The sequence below is a fragment of the Flavobacterium kingsejongi genome (genome assembly GCF_003076475.1).
GTDB lineage: Bacteria > Bacteroidota > Bacteroidia > Flavobacteriales > Flavobacteriaceae > Flavobacterium > Flavobacterium kingsejongi.
On the sequence record NZ_CP020919.1, the window covers coordinates 3,132,975 to 3,153,092 of the forward strand.

Here is a 20,118-nt window from a genome sequence, read left to right on the forward strand (position 1 = left end):
ATTAAAATTAAGATTATTTCTTAACTTTCAATGCAGGCTAAGTTAGCATGTCCACCTCTTTAGTTTGGATGTATGTAATATCTGAAACCCAAACCTTTGATGGCATTTTTACAGTAAACTCTCTGTTTAATACATTTTCGACAACTAAATAATTGTGACTAGAGTTGGTTGTTACTTTAAACTTCTTGCTTAATTTACTTCGCAAGCCAAGTTCTTTCATATACTTTGCAACTGTAACTCTTGAAATTTTATAACCAATGCTTCGAAGTTCTAATGTTATTCTAGGACTCCCGTATCGTTGCTTGGTTTGAAAATAAATCAATGCTATCTGTTTTTTTATGGCGCTTTTTAGTTGCTGTCTTGCAGTATTTATTTGTTTTTTCCATCGGTAATAACTTCCATTGCTTACTTGTAGAACTCTGCACATTTTTTCAATCGGGAATAGCTGTTCATTGTTTTTAATGAAACTATAAATCATCGACCGTTCTTGGAAAAAATGCCGATTGCTTTTTTTAATATGTCACGTTCTAACTCTGCATCTTTGAGTTTTTTCTCCAGTTCATGGATTTTTTCTTGCTCGGGAGTTAGTTTTAAATTTCCTTTTCCAGGAAAACTTCCTTCTCCAAATTCCTGGAGTTCTTTACGCCATTTATAAAGCTGGGGGGCTGTTATTCCTAACTCCCTGGCAAGTTCTGATACATTTGTTCTATCATAACTCAATTCAACGGCTTTTTCCTTAAAAGCCTTGTCGTAAATTTTGCGGACTTGTTTCATAGATTAAAATTAAGATTATTTCTTAACTTTCAATGCAGGCTAAGTTAGCATGTCCAAGCTGTGAAGTTATCTTTTTACATTTAAAAATAAATATGAAATTATATCTTTAAGTTGTTGCTGGTAGACCGGTAATTTTTTTTATAACATCTCCAATAAGTATAAAATTAGTAGGTTTAATAATGAGATTAAATAAAGATGCGTCAATATTTCTATTGGTTAGAGCTTCTCTAATTTTATTGTTACCTGTTAGAATTACAATTTTCTTATGTATTAAATTATAAGTTTCAACTAAATATTCAATAAGGCTGTATCCATCATTGACACTTTTACTTGATAAATCTATATCAATAAATATTACATCAAATTTATTCAATGCAACACCTTCAGCAGATTGTGAAGAAGGGAATATTTTGAAAGTAATAATATTGTTGAAATATATTAGATTAGCTGTTTCAAAAGCTATCTTAACAGAATCATATTCATTTTCAAATATCGCTACTTTCATCGTGGTAAATTTTTAATTTTAATTTAAGCATTAGTATTCCCCCATCTTCATAAACACTAAAGATGATATCCATGTCATTAAGAACCGATTTAATTTGATGTAATCCATGAGTCGTTCTCTTCATAATTTCATTTCTATCATTGGATGTTAAATCATTAATTAGATTAGAAACTACTTCTTTTGTTTGTGAATGGTCATTCTCAAAAGTTATATAAAGATAATCACCATCTTCAGTAAAAATACATTTTATATGATGGACATGCTAACTTAGCCTGCATTGAAAGTTAAGAAATAATCTTAATTTTAATCTATGAAACAAGTCCGCAAAATTTACGACAAGGCTTTTAAGGAAAAAGCCGTTGAATTGAGTTATGATAGAACAAATGTATCAGAACTTGCCAGGGAGTTAGGAATAACAGCCCCCAGCTTTATAAATGGCGTAAAGAACTCCAGGAATTTGGAGAAGGAAGTTTTCCTGGAAAAGGAAATTTAAAACTAACTCCCGAGCAAGAAAAAATCCATGAACTGGAGAAAAAACTCAAAGATGCAGAGTTAGAACGTGACATATTAAAAAAAGCAATCGGCATTTTTTCCAAGAACGGTCGATGATTTATAGTTTCATTAAAAACAATGAACAGCTATTCCCGATTGAAAAAATGTGCAGAGTTCTACAAGTAAGCAATGGAAGTTATTACCGATGGAAAAAACAAATAAATACTGCAAGACAGCAACTAAAAAGCGCCATAAAAAAACAGATAGCATTGATTTATTTTCAAACCAAGCAACGATACGGGAGTCCTAGAATAACATTAGAACTTCGAAGCATTGGTTATAAAATTTCAAGAGTTACAGTTGCAAAGTATATGAAAGAACTTGGCTTGCGAAGTAAATTAAGCAAGAAGTTTAAAGTAACAACCAACTCTAGTCACAATTATTTAGTTGTCGAAAATGTATTAAACAGAGAGTTTACTGTAAAAATGCCATCAAAGGTTTGGGTTTCAGATATTACATACATCCAAACTAAAGAGGGATTTGTATACCTGACCACTATTATGGATTTATACGACAGAAAAATTATAGGCTGGAGTTTGAGCAACGCAATGAGCACTGAGCAAACGACACTTGGAGCTTGGAAAATGGCAATTAAAAACCGAGATCTTAAAAATGGTTTGATTTTTCATTCCGACAGAGGTGTCCAATATGCCAGTAAAAAGTTTGTAAATGTTCTTGATTCCTATAAAAAAATAACTCGCAGTATGAGCCGTAAAGGAAATTGCTGGGATAATGCTGTAGCCGAAAGTTTCTTCAAATCTTTGAAAACGGAATTGATTTATGGCAACAAACTCATTTCTAAAGAACAAATGAAACTGGAAATCTTTGAATACATTGAAATTTGGTACAACAGAAAAAGAAGGCATTCTGCTTTAAATTATGCAACTATTGAAGAATTCAACAATCAAATTAATTACAAAAATGTAGCTTAACTTACTGTGCAATTTTTGTTTGCATATCCAAAGTCTATCTTCAAAACTTACGATTTTAGCCGAAACAAAGATAAATAGTTTTTTTAGGATCTTTAAGAAAATCCATTCAATATAAAAAATCTGCGCATTAAGAGAAATCTACTAACGTGGGAAAATGCATAACATCGGAGAACCTTTGAAAATATCCTATATGCGATAGAGGAGGAATATGTACCATTGCCGACCTTGAAGCTGCTGCAGATGTTGATTCCACCCATATTTCGGAAGCCATCCAATACCGCAGCCTGGATCGGGAAGGATGGTTGGGATAAGATTGTATTTAGTGTATAATAGCAATGTTCTACAATTTAAATAGATGTAGGGGCTATTGCTATAGGTGTGAGTAGCGTTTCTATAGGCATGTAGTATATTGCTATAGGTGTGTGCACTGCTTCTATAGGCGTATAGTATATTGCTATAGGTGTGGGTCCAATTTCTATAGGCGCGTATTATATTTCTATAGGTGTGGGTACAATTTCTATAGGCGCGTATTATATTGCTATAGGTGTGGGTACAATTTCTATTGGCGTGTATTATATTGCTATAGGTGTGGGTACAGTTTCTATAGGCGTGTGTAATGTTTCGTATACCTAAAAGGTCATTCTGACACTACATATAACAAAGCGCAGCATTACTACGCCCTGTTTAAAGTCATCTGTATTTTTTTATAGTGTTGCTATATAAATGGTCATTTCTGATGGTTTCCCTTCGGGATAAATTTCAAAATCGGTAGTGTAGGCACGGGGTAGGTCTGATTTCCAGATCTTAGTCCATTCGTCATATACAATTCCCTGTTGCAGTTCCCCTTTTACCGGAAATAGGGAATAAGTTCCTTCCGGTATGGTTTTTCCCGTCATTCCCTCCGGGATCTCATCCAAACTACTGACCCTGCAGCCCAAAAGGGTTGTATAGGGACGTGTGTAGTCTTTTTCATATTCGGTATACAGGCAATAAATAGAATGGTCAATCGCATTTGGAATTTTATGCAGCAGTCCGTTGGTCATAAACTGATTCCATAATGCTGGAATCGCTATTGCAGATTCCCCGTTTTCATTGGTGGTATGTATGGCAATGCCGATAATATGGAATTCAGGGTGGGTTTCAGGATTCATGTACTATTATTTTTAGAGTTGATTACAAATATAAAAGAGGGCAATGACAACAGTATGTCAGGGGATAATTTTAGTTGTCACGATAATTTTAGTTTTGCCTCGCAAAATCAATATGAATTACGGGAGCTTTGCGTAATTTTAGGGACTGATAAAAACAATTTTAAGCATTTAATAGTAACTATAAAACAGCTGAAATAATGGAGGATCTCTGGCTTGACCGATGGAATGAGCGCTATAGCAAAGAGGAATTTGCGTATGGCGAACAACCGAATACTTACCTGAAACAACAATTGGAGCAATTAGAAGTAGGAACCATGCTCTTGCCCGCAGAAGGGGAAGGGCGTAATGCCGTATTTGCCGCTTCGCTGGGATGGAAGGTTTCGGCATTTGATATCAGCGTTGAAGGAAAAAATAAAGCATTGCAACTTGCCGCATCTAAGAATGTTACGATGGATTATCAGGTTGGCCCATTAGACACCATGAATTACCAGGATGGGCAATTCGATGCTATTGCACTTATCTATGCACATTTTCCGGCCAACATAAAATAAGCATACCATAAGAGGCTTGACCATTATTTACGTTCGGGCGGAGTGATTATTTTTGAAGCATTTAGTAAAAAGCACATTGAGTACCTCGCTAAGGATGAAAAGGTAGGCGGGCCAAAAGAAGTATCGATGTTATTCTCCATTGCAGAAATAAAATCAGATTTTGAAAATTATGATATTATGGAATTGGAAGAAAAAGAAATTGAGCTGAACGAGGGGCAATTTCATAATGGAGTAGGCTCAGTAATACGATTTGTCGGGCGAAAAAAATAAACGGGTTTTGCTTACAATTCATATTAAAAGAGGCGAAAGTTTGTTATAATCGTAAATAGTACTATTTGCTAAAAATACCCTGAAATGAAAGAAACCCCAATGCAGCGTTATATACTGCTTTCCAAAGATTTTAGAGATTCGAAACAGTCCAAAGAAAGTATTGTGCACTTGTATGCCTTTTTGGATCGTCTCTGTTTGCTACACGATAAAGAATCTCTTTTAATTTCTTCTTATGTGTACTCGTTATTAGGCTATCACAAAAAAGCATATACTATTTTCCTGCCTCTTGCCGACAGGAACAACCGCAAAGACGTTAATAAACTCTTTGCAATGGAACAGCTTGCCCAATCCCATCAGGATAATTTTATACTGAAAAGAAAAAGGGAAAAGCCTGATAAAAGTTTGTACCAACTGTCAGTAAATGACTTCCAGAATGAAGGTATCGACGCTGAATGGCGCAGCTATAAGATCAATAAGCCGGTTGTCGTTTTTGATATGGTATTTGAAAAGGAACCTATAACTGTTTTTATTCATAATAAATTGAATTTTAGTGATCTATATGAACTACTTATAGCATACATTCAATGGATGGGCAATTGCAAATCAATATTAGAAACGGGATATCAGGTCCTTATGGAAGAAGAAGTTGATAAAGAATGGTATGAAGAGTTGGAGATTTTCAGTGTTGTCATTACTGTAAATGAGCTGGGTCGTATATCAGCTGTTATTACAGCTGGTGATTCGATTATGCCGGATCATATATTAGAAATTAGTTTCGATGACAAAAAAATAGCCGCTTTAAATTACGATGGCTAACTTAGGGGAATCGGAGGCTTACATCCAATAAATTGGTATTTTTGTAATGCATCAGGCGTAATTATTGTGTGGCAATGGAAAAAATGAATCAGGAAGAAAGGAATAAAAAATATAGTGGTTTTGTAACCGTAACAGGTGCAAGAGAACATAATCTTAAAAATGTGGATGTCGTAATCCCGCGGGATGCACTGGTGGTATTCACGGGTATTTCGGGATCTGGAAAATCATCATTGGCGTTCGGAACATTATATGCCGAAGCCCAAAGACGGTATTTGGAATCGGTATCACCGTATGCCCGAAGGCTCTTTAACCAAATGGCCATTCCCGAGGTAGATGCTATTGAAGGATTACCCCCGGCAGTAGCGCTACAGCAGCAAAGGGGTGCTGCAAGTACCCGTTCTTCGGTGGGTAGTGTAACTACATTATCCAATTTGTTGCGGATGCTCTATTCCCGCGCTGGTGATTATCCTGAAGGACAATCGATACTGTATGCGGAATCTTTTTCACCGAATACTCCTGAAGGGGCATGTCCGGAATGCCATGGTTTGGGGCGGGTTTTTGAAGTCACTGAAAAATCAATGGTACCGGACGATTCTCTAACGATACGGGAACGTGCTGTCGCTGCCTGGCCAATGGCCTGGGCAGGCCAAAACCAACGCGATATACTAACGACGCTGGGGTATGATGTGGATGTACCGTGGCGGGATCTTCCCAGAGAAACACGGGACTGGATTCTTTTTACAGAGGAACAGCCTGTTGTGGCCGTATATGCCGGACAGCCGCGGGAGCAGGTACTGAAAGCGATAAAAAATAAGACACAACCGGATTATATGGGGACTTTTACGGGAGTAAAACGCTATGTTATGCACACGTTTGCCAATACCCAAAGCCCATTGATGAAAAAGAGGGTATCACAGTATATGCTGAGTGCCGATTGCCCGGTTTGTAAGGGCAAAAGACTCAAAAAGGAATCCCTGTCCGTGACCTTTGCAGGGCTGGATATTACCGAAATGACCCGGGTACCTTTGGAGCGCCTGGCTGAAATATTCGAGCCTTTTACAAAGACAAAAACGACTGCAACTACAGCATTTGAAAAGGAGAATCCTGAAAAAGTGCTGGTTGCCCTGCGTATTGCAGAAGATCTTATCGCCCGGTTGCATGTGTTACTGGATCTTGGCCTGGGCTACCTGACGCTCAACCGAAGCGCTCCAACATTATCTCCGGGTGAGTTACAGCGGTTGCGTCTTGCAACACAAATACGATCCAATTTATTTGGGGTGGTGTATGTGTTGGATGAGCCTTCAGCAGGGTTGCATCCAGCCGATACGGCAGCACTGCTTCGGGCGCTTGACCGTCTTAAAGCTTCCGGAAATTCACTGTTTGTAGTGGAACACGAGATCGAAGTGATCCGGCATGCCGACTGGATTGTCGATGTAGGTCCTGCGGCGGGAGAATTAGGTGGGCATGTGCTGTATAGTGGACCTCCAGAAGGCTTGCATAACATTAAGGATTCGGTGACCCGGCATTATCTTGAAAAGCATAAGCCTGTATTAAAAGTACCTGCTGTTCCTAAAGGCTGGCTTCAGTTGGAAGATGTATCCCGTAATAATCTCAATACCATTTCGGTAAAATTCCCACTGGGTGTATTTACAAGTGTAACAGGAATATCGGGTTCGGGCAAAAGCAGCCTGGTGAGCCAGGTATTAGTTGATTTGGTTGCCAGCCAGTTGGGCCAGCCTGAAACCGCCGCTAATGAGGAAGAAAACCAACTGCTGGATGAGCCTGTTGTAAAAACAGTGGGAGGCAGTATTACAGCTGGGATGGAATTTATAAAACGGCTGGTTGTGGTGGACCAGAAACCCATCGGGCGTACCCCAAGATCCAACCTCGCTACCTACACCGGATTATTTGACCATATCCGTAAGTTATTTGCCACGACAAAAATGGCCAAATCACGTAAATATGATGCGGGACGTTTTTCATTCAATGTGGCCAAAGGACGTTGTTCGCATTGCCAGGGTGAAGGATTTGTGATGGTGGAGTTATTATTCCTGCCCAGTGTTTATGCACCTTGTCCTACCTGTAACGGAAGCCGTTATAATGAAGCAACACTGGAAGTGCGCTACCAGGATAAAAATATAGCCGAGGTATTGAAGATGACAGTCGATGAGGCCTGGGAATTTTTTAAAGAAGAGAAGCAAATTCACCATGGACTTACCGTAATCCGGAAGGTAGGGCTTGGTTATTTGCGTTTGGGACAGCCTGCAACCGAATTATCAGGAGGTGAGGCACAACGGATTAAACTGGCGACAGAACTGCAACGCGTACAACATGGAAATACATTATATGTCCTTGATGAGCCTACGACCGGCCTACATCCTTCCGATGTTGAAAAGCTAATGATCCAACTCAACGGATTGGTACAATCCGGAAATACCGTTATCGTGGTGGAACATGATATGGATGTAATTGCCGCGAGTGACTGGGTAATTGATATTGGTCCCGGAGCAGGAGATAAAGGAGGAAAACTTGTAGTAGAAGGTGTACCGGCTACAGTGGCTAAAAGCACCAAAAGTAGTACCGCACACTATTTAAAAAAGTATTTGAGATAATACCGTCTCTATTGCTACTGATTATAATAATAGCCAGCCGAAACTGTAGTTTCATTTGGGCTGGCTATTGCTTTTGTTAGGATTTAAAAATAAGGGGTAGCTACCCAATTATTTTTAGAATCCTGATTGGGGATTACTCCTCAAAATTATCATAATAGGTAAAGTCTTTGGTGATTATACCGTTTTCAATAGTGAAAATAGTACAGATGGGCAATTCAAATTTGGATTGATCCGGAGCTGTACCTGTGGAAAGAAACTCTACAATGATATGGTTTTTCCCGGAAGGGTACACAGTGAGCACTTTATCATTTACATCCGGAAACATGGTGCTGAGTTCCGCATATTTTTTGATAATTTGAGCGCGCGTTTGTTTGACAATTCCACTGCCTAAGGAAGGATCTTTAAATTCAGCGGTCTCCGCGTACATTGCGGCCATTTTCTCCCATTCATGTTTGTTGAAATGGCTAAAGTATTGCTCGATCAGCTTTTCGTTGTCAGAAGTCGTTTCGGAGTGGGAGTCAGTATTCATACAGGAAGTAAAGGTTAGTGTTACAATAAGGATCGGGAGTAGTTTTTTAATCATGGTGTAGTAGTTATAAAGGTTGTGCCGTTAAGCTGGCTATTGAAATACTTCAAATATACCATTTTTCCATTCGAATAGCTTATCCGAAACTAAATAACTGTCAGTCAGGTTAATCTCAGCAACGATGTCATACATTTTGTGCAGATTTTCTGAATCCTTATCTCCCGTTATCAGTAGATGACCCCGGGAAGGAATTCCTATTATAAAATTGCCCTGTACCGGAAAATAATCATGGTTCCAGATATCGAGCAGGATAAGGCTGGATTCATAATTGCCATCAGTCGCAATTCCATAGTAGCCGTTTTCGCCATGCCTTTCAATTACCAAAACATCTTTTAGGTTCTCCAGTGCTTTAGTTTTTACATATTCCGGACACAAACGCAGCATTTGTAGGTGTTTTTGAGTCAGATAGGTAATCGTATCTTCTTTGTCTTCTACATAAAAGATATAAAGTTCACTATTATACTTTTGGTAGACATGGGTGATTTCATGTCCGGGATGCAGGCTTTCCAAATGATCCAAAAAACGCTTGTCTTTGAGTACTGGTAAGATCCGGTCTATCGATATGGCCGTTTTAGAATCATAGAATTCCCGGATGCCATTAATGTATTTTTCGATGATGCTGCTAATGGCCGTTGGATTTTTTAAATAGTCCGTATAACAGGCGCTAAGGATATGATTGTATTTTTTGGATTGCCGGAATTGTGTATGGATTGTCAGATCGTGGATGGATACAATTTCCAATCCCAGTACCTTTTTTTGTAATGCTGTGGCAAATTTTTTGGAAAATTCAGCTTCTGAAAGTGTTGTATTTTTGAAGATTTTGAAAAACATAATTTTAAAATTTGGGGTTCTTAAAATAGTGTGCCGATTCAAAGTGGCAGCTGTAGGGCTACCGTATACAAATATAGTATTACAAATATAAATAATAATCCGCTAAATAACAGTTGTTTACGGGTTAAAAAAAGGTTTGTCTTTGATTTCAGCACTAATGATAGCGGTTGACGATTTAGGAAGCAAGGGAAATCCGGTAAGCAGTAGGCGATAGCAGCTGGTTTTTCCTGAAAAAATTATTGAAATGGGCTTGTTCCTCAAAGCCAAGGCAATAGCTGATTTCAGCGATTGTCCAGTCCGTATATTTCAATAAATCCCGGGCTTCGGAAATTATTTTCTGGGTAATATGGTACGTAGTTGTTTTCCCTGTGGTTTCCTTAATAGCCCGGTTGAGATGATTTACATGTACTGATAACTGCGTGGAGAAATCTTTTGCAGAGCGCATTGCAAACTGCTGTGCATGGGATTCGATCGGGAACTGACGGTCTAAAAGTTCTTTAAATACTGCAGTAATGCGGCTATTGGCATCGGCATTCGGGTAAAGTGTTTCTGTAGGTTCCATCTTGAGGGCAAAGTGAAAAAACTCGGTCACATAATTCTGGATCAGGTCAAATTTATAGCGATAATCCGAATTCATCTCCGCCAGTATTTTTTCAAACAATGCAACAATCTGCTGGTGCTGCCCGGAATCGAGGCTATACAAAGGCTTATTGATTGTTTTAAACATCGGGAGCTCCCGGATGTTGCTTCGCATATAATCGGTAAAAAAAGATTCTCTAAAAATGCAAAAATAACCGGTACTGTTATCGTCTCCACAGGCCTCCCAACGGCAGGGAATCTGCGGATGGAAAAACATCAGGTTATTTCCCGAAGTTTTGATACTCTTATTTCCAAAATGGAATATATGTTCACCGCGGATCAGGCTTATTTTGTAAAAATCCCGCCGTGCATAGCGAACCGGGGGTGGGACTATGGCATTGTCTATAATGTCTTCCCGCCGAAAAACATTAAAATGGGTAAAGTCCTGCCCACAGTTTGCCGGCAGCACCTGGTTTTTATGTTTGTAAAAATCTTCTAAAGATTCGGATGGGATCATAATATGAATTTTGTGAGTTGCCCCCGTTCCTGAAAATTATAGTGTTTCATCTCTTTGTAGCTGCCGGGGCACAGCATCTTTTGATTTGCAATAGGATAGCCCTATTTCGAAACGCACAAAGTTACCGCAGAACCAGCGTACCGGATTTGCATATTTCAAACTATTTTTTACGAAATTCAAACAATTTTAAATAAAAAGGGATCCTCCGTTGTTCGGTTTTGCTCAGGCACCTATTTCATAATCGATGGAATGAGTGATGTCTTTCCACTGTTCCAGGATTTGGGATAATCCCCTGATTTTATTCCGGGCTTTGCTGTGGGCATCATTGCCTAAGAATAAATAAAGCGGTGGATTGGGATGGCTACTGATTTTTAGCAATGCTTCGGTAACCTTATCATAATCGCCCTGACGCATCCTTTCGAAGACAAATTGCTGCTGCTGCCGTTTACGGGTATTTTTATAATCTGCAATAGCCTTTGCTGCAAAAGGCATAGCGGTCTCATCCTGCATGTCCGTATTAAACTCTCCTGGCGTTACAATACTCACCTTGATGCCCAGTGCAGCTACATCCTGTGCCAGCGCTTCAGAGATTCCGTTGACGGCATATTTCGCTGCAGTATAAAGTGGCAATGGTGCACCAGATGAAAATCCGGATATCGCAGAGATATTGATAATGTGCCCGGAACGCTGTTGGCGCAGGTACGGCAATACATTCTGAATGACACGGATAGTAGCCAATAGGTTGACATTCAGGCTGTGCATGATTTCCATACTGCTGAGTTCTTCAATACTGCCGCCAATCGCGTATGCCGCATTATTAAGGACTACATCAATAGCACCAAAAGTCGTATGGGCACGGTAGAGCGATTCGGAGATAGCATCTTCATCATTCAGGTCTACGCTCAGGGGCAGTAGCTTTCCGGAAGCGGTATCAGAAATATCCTCCATACTCCAGTTGACTGCAGCGACATTATGACCTGAATCCAACAGTTTTTTTGCCAGCATACGACCAATCCCCTTGGAAGCATCTGTAATATACCAGGTTTTTACTTTGTCCATGATTTCTTTTTTTTAGATACAAAGTTACAGGCATTCGCAATCACTGGAAATGTAAGAATCAAACCAATATTTGCAAATATCAAACAATTATAGGCATTTCATAATTTCCGGATTGAGTGATTAAAATTTAGCCTGATCCGAAAAGAAATGCTATCATAAGGAGATGTTGAAAAATAGTGGGCGACTGGAAAAAGAATAGAAAGTTGCAATTTTAAAGCATGAAATCGGTGGAACTGTTAAGAGAAAGTGTAGCTTTGTGATGATGAAAATTTTAGTAATAGAAGACGACCAAAGGGTAGCCGAACTGATTCAGAGGGGCTTGGAAGAGCAGGGATTTGAACTTTCCCTGGCTTATGACGGCCTTTCCGGAAAAAAATTAGCACTGAATAATGATTATGACCTGGTCATTACAGATGTCATATTGCCCAAACTCGATGGCCTGGACCTGTGTAAGGAAATACGAAAAACGAAACCAGAATTGCCCATTTTGATGCTAACCGCTTTGGGAACTACGGATGATAAAGTGGAAGGATTTGATGCCGGAGCCGATGATTACCTGACCAAACCTTTTGAAATGAGGGAACTCCTGGTGCGTATCCGGGCTTTGCTAAAACGAAGCAACGGTAAAATGAACAGTATCGGTTTTATCTTGAAATACGACGATCTCGAAATGAACCTGAAAACACTAAACGTAAAGCGAAAGGATATTGCCATCAGCCTGACGCCTAAGGAATTTAAGCTATTGGAATACATGCTCCAGAATACAGAACGGGTACTGTCCAGAACAGAAATTGCCGAAAAAGTATGGGACATGCATTTTGATACCGGGACCAATTTTATTGATGTGTACATCAATTACCTGAGAAAAAAGATAGATAAAGATTTTGACAAAAAACTGATTCATACCAAATCGGGAATGGGATTTATTTTGAAAGCAGAATGAAAATACGACAAAGGCTTACCTTATTGTTCACTTTTATCACAGCAACAATCTTATTGTTTTTTGCTGCGATTATTTATATTTCCGCTAAGGAAAACCGGGAGAATGAATTTTATGCCGTACTGAAAAAAGAGGCAATCACCAAAGCCAATTTGTTCCTGAATGCCCAGGTGGATACCAAAACCCTGCAAAGCATTTACATCAATAACCGCGCAACGATCAACGAAGTAGAAGTCGCCATTTACGATACTTCTTTTCACTTGTTGTATCATGACGCCGATGATATTGATGCTGTCAAGGAAACCAAAGCGATGATCGATGAGATCCAAAAGAAAGACAAGCTACAGTTTTACCTGGACGATTGGCAGGTCGTTGGCCTTAAATACAAATTCCAGGACAAAGAATACATCATTACTGCCATTGCGTATGATGAACATGGCTATAAAAAATTGCAGAATCTGCTGGAAAATAGTGTGATTCTTTTTATTGCTTCTATTTTGTTCATTTATATTGCCGGGCGGTATTTTTCCAAAAAGGCATTTGAGCCTATTGTTGAAATGACTGAAAAAGCAAAAAACATTACTGCGACCAACCTGGATTTACGAATTGCCACCAAGGGAAGCAAGGATGAAATCTCTAAAATGGCGGATACTTTTAATGAAATGCTGGATCGGTTGGAGAATTCATTTGATGCGCAAAAGAATTTTGTTTCCAATATCTCCCACGAATTGCGGACACCACTTTCGGCAATTATTACCGAACTGGAACTCTCTACAAATAAAGAACGCAGCATCAGCGAATATAAAATTGTGGTGCAAAATACCTTGCAGGATGCACAAAAGCTGGTGAAATTATCCAATAGCCTGCTCGATCTTGCCAAAGCAAGTTATGATCCTTCTGAAATTACCTTTAAGCCGGTACGTATTGATGAGATATTATTGGATGCAATACAACAGGTGCAAAAGGCAAAACCCAATGTTTACCACGTTTCCATTCATTTTGAAAATGATTTTGAAAACGACAACCAAATTTCGGTTAACGGAAATGAATACCTTTTAAAAGTTGCTTTTGTAAACCTGCTGGAGAATGGCTGTAAGTTTTCTGAAAACCACCAGAGCAGGCTTTCGGTTTCATTTACCAACCATAGCATTGTACTGCAGTTCTACGATAGCGGGATTGGGATTTCAAAAGAAGACCTGGCTTGTATCTTTACACCGTTTTACAGAGGGGAAAACAAAGAATTTGCCGACGGGAACGGGATTGGGCTTTCGCTGACCCAAAAAATAATACTGCTCCACCGCGGAACAATTTCCGTGACTTCCAATCCTGGCGAAGGCACTACTTTTACAGTAGAAATCCATCATTTATAAGGGGTTTTTAGCTCTAATGAATTTCTAATAATTTTCTAAAACATCTCTAACAGGCCTGTGTGAAAAGCTGACCTAACTTTGCTATGCAATCTATACAAAGCAAAGCAATGCAAAAGCAAAAACAACTTCTCATCTTATTTGTTGTGATGGTTTTTTCAGGAACAGGTTTTTCACAAAGCAACTACAGTCTGCAAAAAGCACTGCAGACTGCCAGGAGTAATAACCCGGTCCTCAAAAATCAATCCTATACAATTAACATCGCGGAAAGCGATGCCGTAACGGCAAAAATGAGGCCTAATCTTACGTTAGGGTTCAACTATATTGGGGTTTTAGGACAACAATATCAGGTAGCCAATACCGGTACCCTAAACGGGGCTAATACACAAGCCAATTTCCAGTTGGGTAAAGTTTTTCAACTTCCCGGCATGCGAAAAAACAAAATTGACCTGGCCAACCAGAACACGGACCTGGCGCATAAAAACTATGCGGAAACAGAACGTAACCTGTACCAGGATGTAGCCTTGAAATGGCTGGATGTCTGGACTTCTCAAAAACAATTGGAAATTGTAGAGAAAGCAAAGAATAATCTGGACAGCCTCGTTATTATCAATAAAGTGCGCCTTAAAAACGAGGTGATTACCGAGACGGATTTTAATCGTACCCAATTGTTGGCTAATCAGTATGGGCTTCAGATCAAATCATCGGAACAAAATTATCGAAATGAACTGACAGAATTGAAATACCTGTTGGGCAGTACCGAAGAGATCACAGTGGATAGCAAAGACGGTTTCAATTTTATCGTGCTTTCCTCCCTGAATGATTTTCTAAATGAAGCGATGGAGAAACGTACCGATGTACAGGCCGCTAAATCATTAATTGATGCAGCAGATACCAACATCAAACTGCAGCGTTCTATGGCTTATCCGCAGCCTGAATTGGGAGTTATCTATAATCCACAGAATGCTATTCCGTATGCTGGAGTATATGGCACTGTAGATATTCCAATATTTTCCAGGAACCAGGGAGAAATCAAAAAATCAAAATATTTGAAATTGCAGGCAGAACAAGGATTGGAGATCACACATGCTCAAATTCAGACCGAAATTACGAATGCCTATCAGACCTATCAGACGGAAAAGGAAAACGTTCGGAATTTTGATGTGCTGTTGCCACAGTCCGAAGCCATTCTGAAAAGTGTGCGTTATTCTTACCTCAGGGGCGGGACCACGATTATCGACTTTTTGGAAGCGCAGCGCAGCTGGCTGGAAACACAGCAGCAATATTATGATACCATGCAGCACTACAGGGAAAGTTACATCAAACTACTATATACTTCAGGATTAATCAATCAAATAGCTCAATAAATATGAAAATTTTAATGCAATACAGCAGCTGGATTATGGTCTTTTTACTTTGCGCCTGCGGCAGTAAAGAAGACAAAACAGTGGTAACCAAAGATAATACGCCACAGGTAACGGATAATGGTACAAAAATCATGTTCCCAAATCCTGAAAATGTAGCTTTTTTTGAAACGGAAACGATCAACAATTCGCTGTTGAACAATCAGGTAACCGCTCCGGCGAAAGTATCTGCGACAGTAATCCGATCTGATGAAGGAGCATCACAGAATATTGTGCTATTTGAAAATCCGGAATTAGCGGGAAATTATACCCAACTGATCCAGCATTTGATTACGATCAAACAGATTCAAAGCCGCAATATCAAACAAAAAGAAATCGAGTTGGATCGTGCCCGGGATTTACAGGCGCATGGTGCAGCTACCGGAAAAGATTTGCTGGAAGCGCAAACGGCCTTATCTATGGAGAATGCCAGCCTGGCGAATGAAAAAGCAGCGATCATTGAACATGAAACTAAATTAAAAGCAGGTGGATTCCTGCCGGAAGAACTAAAAACTGCCAAAGCCGGTACCGCATTTATTACTTGTGATATCCCAGAGAATCAAATCAGCAAAATCAAAAAAGGAAATGAATGTATTGTTCAATTGACGGCATTCCCTAATGAGAAATTCAAAGGTACCCTGGACGGAATTGCCGATATGGTGGATGAATCTACCAGAATGGTGAAACTGCGAATTAAGATGAATAATGACAGCGGGAATTTTAAAGCAGGCATGTTTGCTACAGTTTCATTTGGTATCAGTGAAGGCGATTACATCAGTGTGGATAAAAATGCATTGATTACAGTACAGGCTAAGAATTATGTATTTGTGAAAAAAGGAGCCGATACTTTCGAACGCAGGGAAGTAGCGATAGGAAGCCAGCTTGGCGACCGGATTTTAATTTACAGCGGACTGAATAATGGGGATGCTATTGCCATCAAAGGCGTAATGCAACTGAAAGGATTAAGTTTCGGATACTAAACACAATGAAGATGACACAGGCACAAGTATATATTGATAAAGATGAGATGTACGGCACACAATCACTGTACGAATATGTATTCCGGCTTTTGCTGGAGCATCAGATACTGGGGGCTACATTATTCCAGGCCAGCCTTGGTTATGGAGCGAGCCAGCACCTGTACCGTCCCAATGATTTGTTCAGTTTTGACGGAATTCCCATGCTGATCCTCTTTACAGATGAGGACGAAAAGGTAAAACAGGCCCTTACAGCACTTCGTGCGGTATACAAAGGCGGTTTTATAGTTACTAACCAAGTAGATAAATGGTAATATAATGATTAAAAATTTGCTACTATTCAGCCTGCGAAATCGCTGGGCTGTAATTGCGATTAGTGTAGTATTAATGGCAATCGGTTTCTGGTGTTTTACCCAGTTAAAAATTGAAGCCTATCCGGATATTGCCGACACCAATGTTATTGTTGTGGCACAATATGATGGAAGAGCTGCCGAAGAAGTAGAGCAACAGGTGACTGTTCCTATCGAAAGAGCGCTACAAAATACCCCTAATGTACTGGACAGAAGAAGCAGGACGATCTTTGGATTGTCTGTAGTACAGTTGACTTTTAAAGATGGGACTGATGATTATTTTGCGCGTCAGCAGGTTATTGAACGTTTGGCAGCAGCAGAATTGCCTGCAGGCGTATCACCTGAATTGGCACCATTATCTACTGCGGTAGGGGAAGTGTACCGCTATGTGGTGGAAGCACCGCCAAGCTACAGCCAGGCAGATCTTAGGGATTTACAGGACTGGGTAATCAAACCGGCATTGTTGCAAGTGCCTGGTATTGCCGATGTGACCACTTTTGGTGGGCCGCTAAAACAGTTCCATATCATTACTTCACCTGAAAAACTAAGAAAATACAACCTTAATTTACAGGATGTAATCGATGCGGTAAATGTGAACAACCAGAATACCGGAGGGAATATTATCGAACGTGGTGGGCAAGGTTTTGCGATTCGCGGTTTAGGAGCGATAAAAACAGATCAGGATATCCGTAATATCGTATTGAAATCAGAGAATGGAATTCCGGTTTTTATACGTGATGTGGCAACAGTGGAAATTACGCCACCACCACCAAGCGGTGTAATGGGGTATACCATTACCAAAGATAAAAAGGATGTAAGCAGTGGGGTGGAAGGAATCATACTATTACGCCGTTATGAGAATCCGAGTGAAGTGCTCAAAAAGCTGAAAGAAAGGATTTCTGACCTGGAAGCCCATGACTTACCGGAAGGCGTTACTTTACGTCCAATGTATGACCGTAGTTTCTTAATTGATCACTCTTTGGAAACCGTAGCCCATACTTTATTTGAAGGAATCTCGATTGTGGTTATCCTATTGATTTTCTTCCTGGGAAGTGCCCGTAGTGCGCTGGTTGTAGCGCTTACAATTCCATTTTCTTTGTTCTTTGCTTTCATTTTAATGCGTTTATCCGGAATTCCGGCCAATTTACTTTCTTTAGGTGCTATTGACTTTGGGATCATTGTAGATGGAGCGTGTGTCATGGCCGAACACCTGATTCGAAAATACAGGACGGCGACCACGGAAGAGAAAGAACAGGGAATTGTTAAAATCACATTGCAGGCTGCTCAGGAAGTAGGCCGTGAGATCTTCTTCTCTGTTACAATCATCATATTGGCTTATATGCCGATACTTTTAATGACCCGTGTAGAAGGTAAACTGTTCTCTCCAATGGCACTGACACTTGCATTTGCAGTAATCGGTTCCATGTTGGCAGCCCTGACGTTTATTCCGGTACTGATTTCGTTTGTCTACAAAAAGAGCCTGACGGATACCAGCAAACCGATTAAAGAGCATAAGAATTTTATCCTGGATTTCCTGACACGGATCTATACTAAAACGTTAGATAAGTTTTTAAAAGGATACAAAAAAACAGTATTGATAGGTTTCTCTGTAGTATTGATCTTTATTTTATGCGGACTGAAATTAGGAACTGAATTCCTGCCTACGCTGGATGAGGGATCCATTTTCCTGAGAGGGAATTTCCCAGCCGGTATTTCAATACAGGAAAATGTAAAATATGCGCCTAAAATCCGTAAGATTATAGCAAAATATCCGCAAATCTCTTATATCATCACCCAAACGGGACGAAATGACGAGGGTACCGATCCTTTTCCTGCCAACAGGAATGAAATCCTAGTAGGGCTAAAAGATTACAACCTGTGGAGTGATACCATTTCTAAAAAAGACCTTGTAGAAAAAATAAAAAACAACTTGCAGCAGGAGATTCCTTCCGTTCAGTTTTCTTCCGGCCAGCCGATTATCGACCAGGTGATGGAAATTGTGAATGGTAGTGCGGCAGACCTTGCGATATCTATTGTAGGGGATGATTTGGAAATGATGCGTAAAAAAGCAGATACGATTGCACAGATTGTAAAAAATACACCCGGAGCAGCCAATGTGAATATTGAGCAGGAAGGGGAGCAGGAGCAACTGGCAGTGGATATTAATCGTGAAGCAGCAGCCCGTTTTGGGATTAATGTGGCGGATATCCAAAATATGATCGAAGCCGCGATTGGTGGGAAAAGCATCTCTACATTATATGATGGTACAAAACGTTATGATATCGTAGTCCGCTTTTTACCGGAAGACCGGAACTCAATAGATGCTATCAAAAACATTCTGATTCCATCTGCGAATGGTTCTTTAATTCCGATGAGCCAACTTGCCAATATCCATTTTGTGGAAGGGCAGACCAATATTTACCGCTTTGGCAGCAAACGCATGATTACGGTTCGAACCAACATCAAAGGCAGGGATCAGGGAAGTTTTGTAAAAGAGCTGAAAAAGAAAATCGATAAGAGCGTCCATGTTCCAAAAGGGTATGACATTAAATATGGTGGACAATATGAAAACCTGGAGCGTGCTGGAAAACAGTTATTATTTACTATTCCGCTAACGATAATTATGGTGTTCCTGTTCTTATTCATGCTGTATAAAAATTTCCAGAATACATTGATTACCATGAGTTGTATATTATTTGCCCTTGGTGGTGGAATTGTAGCATTGCTGCTTCGGGGGTATTACTTTAATGTTTCTGCAGGAGTAGGTTTCGTGAGTATTTTTGGAATCTCAGTAATGGCGGGTGTCCTCCTGGTATCGGCAATTAACAGAAAGAATTTGTTTAAGGAAAATGATATCGAAAGCAATGTGCTGTCTGCTTCCAAAGAACAATTACGCGCACTCTTATCCATTTTGGTCGTAGCAATTATTGGACTTGTTCCAGCTGCTATATCCTCGGGTATCGGTTCTGATGTGCAACGTCCTTTGGCCACAGTAATCATCGGTGGTTTAACCAGTACACTGATTTTTGCACCATTGCTGATTCCACCGTTATACATTTGGATTCATAAAAATAGAAAAGAGAAAATAGTAACAAAAGAGGATAATTAATGCCGTTGGATTTCAGTAAGCTGGTATGGATTGCACTACAGTGTACTGATAAATGAATCATTGAAGATGAATCATGTAGTGTAGTTTATTTTCAGTGTATTAAAGTTACTATATAAATTGGGAGAACTGCTTCTGGAAGGTGGATTTGGTACAACAAATCGATTTCTGGGAGCAGTACTTTTTTAGGGTATAACGTAAAATTATTTTAGAATAAAAACAGTCGTTTTATGCAACACA

18 protein-coding genes and 1 pseudogene are annotated in these 20,118 nt (G+C 39.7%); 11 read left to right on the top strand and 8 right to left on the bottom strand.

Annotation, left to right across the window (positions count from 1 at the left end):
* Window positions 1-37: 37 nt before the first annotated feature.
* From FK004_RS14085 to FK004_RS14095, 3 genes are all read right to left on the bottom strand, one after another.
* Window positions 38-478 carry an IS3 family transposase gene (locus tag FK004_RS14085; RefSeq protein WP_108737836.1) on the bottom strand — a complete coding sequence of 147 codons (441 nt, stop codon included), beginning with the start codon at window positions 476-478 and terminating at the stop codon, window positions 38-40.
* Window positions 475-774 carry a transposase gene (locus tag FK004_RS14090; protein WP_108736037.1) on the bottom strand — a complete coding sequence of 100 codons (300 nt, stop codon included), beginning with the start codon at window positions 772-774 and terminating at the stop codon, window positions 475-477. The genes FK004_RS14085 and FK004_RS14090 overlap by 4 nt, the downstream gene beginning before the upstream one ends.
* 106 nt (window positions 775-880) lie before the next feature.
* Window positions 881-1,279, bottom strand: coding sequence for a response regulator (locus tag FK004_RS14095; RefSeq protein ID WP_108737837.1), 399 nt, complete (start codon window positions 1,277-1,279; stop codon window positions 881-883).
* Window positions 1,280-1,589: 310 nt separating this feature from the next.
* Between FK004_RS14095 and FK004_RS14100 the strand changes: the two are divergent.
* Window positions 1,590-2,763, top strand: a pseudogene (locus tag FK004_RS14100) (IS3 family transposase).
* Window positions 2,764-3,467: 704 nt separating this feature from the next.
* Here FK004_RS14100 and FK004_RS14110 read toward each other — a convergent pair.
* A complete protein-coding gene (locus FK004_RS14110) occupies window positions 3,468-3,914 on the bottom strand; it encodes a GyrI-like domain-containing protein (RefSeq protein WP_108737838.1) in 447 nt (148 codons plus the stop codon).
* Between the two features lie 197 nt (window positions 3,915-4,111).
* Between FK004_RS14110 and FK004_RS19615 the strand changes: the two genes are divergently transcribed.
* From FK004_RS19615 to uvrA, 4 genes are all read left to right on the top strand, one after another.
* On the top strand, window positions 4,112-4,465 hold the full coding sequence (locus tag FK004_RS19615; protein ID WP_317046942.1) for a class I SAM-dependent methyltransferase: 354 nt from the start codon (window positions 4,112-4,114) through the stop codon (window positions 4,463-4,465).
* Between the two features lie 42 nt (window positions 4,466-4,507).
* The gene (locus FK004_RS19620; protein WP_317046943.1) at window positions 4,508-4,735 is read left to right on the top strand and encodes a hypothetical protein; all 228 of its coding nucleotides are present in this window, start codon (window positions 4,508-4,510) and stop codon (window positions 4,733-4,735) included.
* Window positions 4,736-4,819: 84 nt separating this feature from the next.
* The gene (locus FK004_RS14120; protein WP_108737839.1) at window positions 4,820-5,551 is read left to right on the top strand and encodes a hypothetical protein; all 732 of its coding nucleotides are present in this window, start codon (window positions 4,820-4,822) and stop codon (window positions 5,549-5,551) included.
* An 83-nt stretch (window positions 5,552-5,634) separates the two neighbouring features.
* Window positions 5,635-8,163: an excinuclease ABC subunit UvrA gene (uvrA, locus tag FK004_RS14125; protein WP_108738854.1), complete on the top strand. Its 2,529-nt coding sequence runs from the start codon at window positions 5,635-5,637 to the stop codon at window positions 8,161-8,163.
* A gap of 133 nt (window positions 8,164-8,296) precedes the next feature.
* On the opposite strand, the gene FK004_RS14130 is transcribed toward uvrA, so the two are convergent.
* From FK004_RS14130 to FK004_RS14145, 4 genes are all read right to left on the bottom strand, one after another.
* Window positions 8,297-8,746 (bottom strand): nuclear transport factor 2 family protein, encoded by a 450-nt coding sequence (locus FK004_RS14130; protein ID WP_227871608.1) that lies wholly within the window; start codon window positions 8,744-8,746, stop codon window positions 8,297-8,299.
* A gap of 36 nt (window positions 8,747-8,782) precedes the next feature.
* Window positions 8,783-9,580, bottom strand: coding sequence for a DUF1444 family protein (locus FK004_RS14135; RefSeq protein ID WP_108737840.1), 798 nt, complete (start codon window positions 9,578-9,580; stop codon window positions 8,783-8,785).
* A 175-nt stretch (window positions 9,581-9,755) separates the two neighbouring features.
* Window positions 9,756-10,676, bottom strand: coding sequence for an AraC family transcriptional regulator (locus FK004_RS14140; RefSeq protein WP_108737841.1), 921 nt, complete (start codon window positions 10,674-10,676; stop codon window positions 9,756-9,758).
* A gap of 222 nt (window positions 10,677-10,898) precedes the next feature.
* Window positions 10,899-11,735: an SDR family NAD(P)-dependent oxidoreductase gene (locus tag FK004_RS14145; protein WP_108737842.1), complete on the bottom strand. Its 837-nt coding sequence runs from the start codon at window positions 11,733-11,735 to the stop codon at window positions 10,899-10,901.
* Between the two features lie 259 nt (window positions 11,736-11,994).
* Between FK004_RS14145 and FK004_RS14150 the strand changes: the two genes are divergently transcribed.
* From FK004_RS14150 to FK004_RS14175, 6 genes are all read left to right on the top strand, one after another.
* Window positions 11,995-12,678, top strand: a complete 684-nt coding sequence (locus FK004_RS14150; protein ID WP_227871609.1) for a response regulator transcription factor — start codon at window positions 11,995-11,997, stop codon at window positions 12,676-12,678.
* The gene (locus tag FK004_RS14155) at window positions 12,675-14,045 is read left to right on the top strand and encodes a HAMP domain-containing sensor histidine kinase (RefSeq protein WP_108737843.1); all 1,371 of its coding nucleotides are present in this window, start codon (window positions 12,675-12,677) and stop codon (window positions 14,043-14,045) included. Before FK004_RS14150 ends, FK004_RS14155 begins: the two co-directional genes overlap by 4 nt.
* A gap of 107 nt (window positions 14,046-14,152) precedes the next feature.
* Entirely contained in the window at window positions 14,153-15,409 is a 1,257-nt protein-coding gene (locus tag FK004_RS14160) for a TolC family protein (protein WP_108738857.1), read from the top strand.
* 2 nt (window positions 15,410-15,411) lie between these two features.
* Window positions 15,412-16,425, top strand: coding sequence for an efflux RND transporter periplasmic adaptor subunit (locus FK004_RS14165; RefSeq protein ID WP_108737844.1), 1,014 nt, complete (start codon window positions 15,412-15,414; stop codon window positions 16,423-16,425).
* 11 nt (window positions 16,426-16,436) lie between these two features.
* Window positions 16,437-16,736, top strand: coding sequence for a DUF190 domain-containing protein (locus FK004_RS14170; protein ID WP_108737845.1), 300 nt, complete (start codon window positions 16,437-16,439; stop codon window positions 16,734-16,736).
* Between the two features lie 4 nt (window positions 16,737-16,740).
* Complete coding sequence (locus tag FK004_RS14175; protein ID WP_108737846.1) at window positions 16,741-19,881, top strand: efflux RND transporter permease subunit; 3,141 nt, start codon at window positions 16,741-16,743, stop codon at window positions 19,879-19,881.
* Window positions 19,882-20,118: the final 237 nt, after the last annotated feature.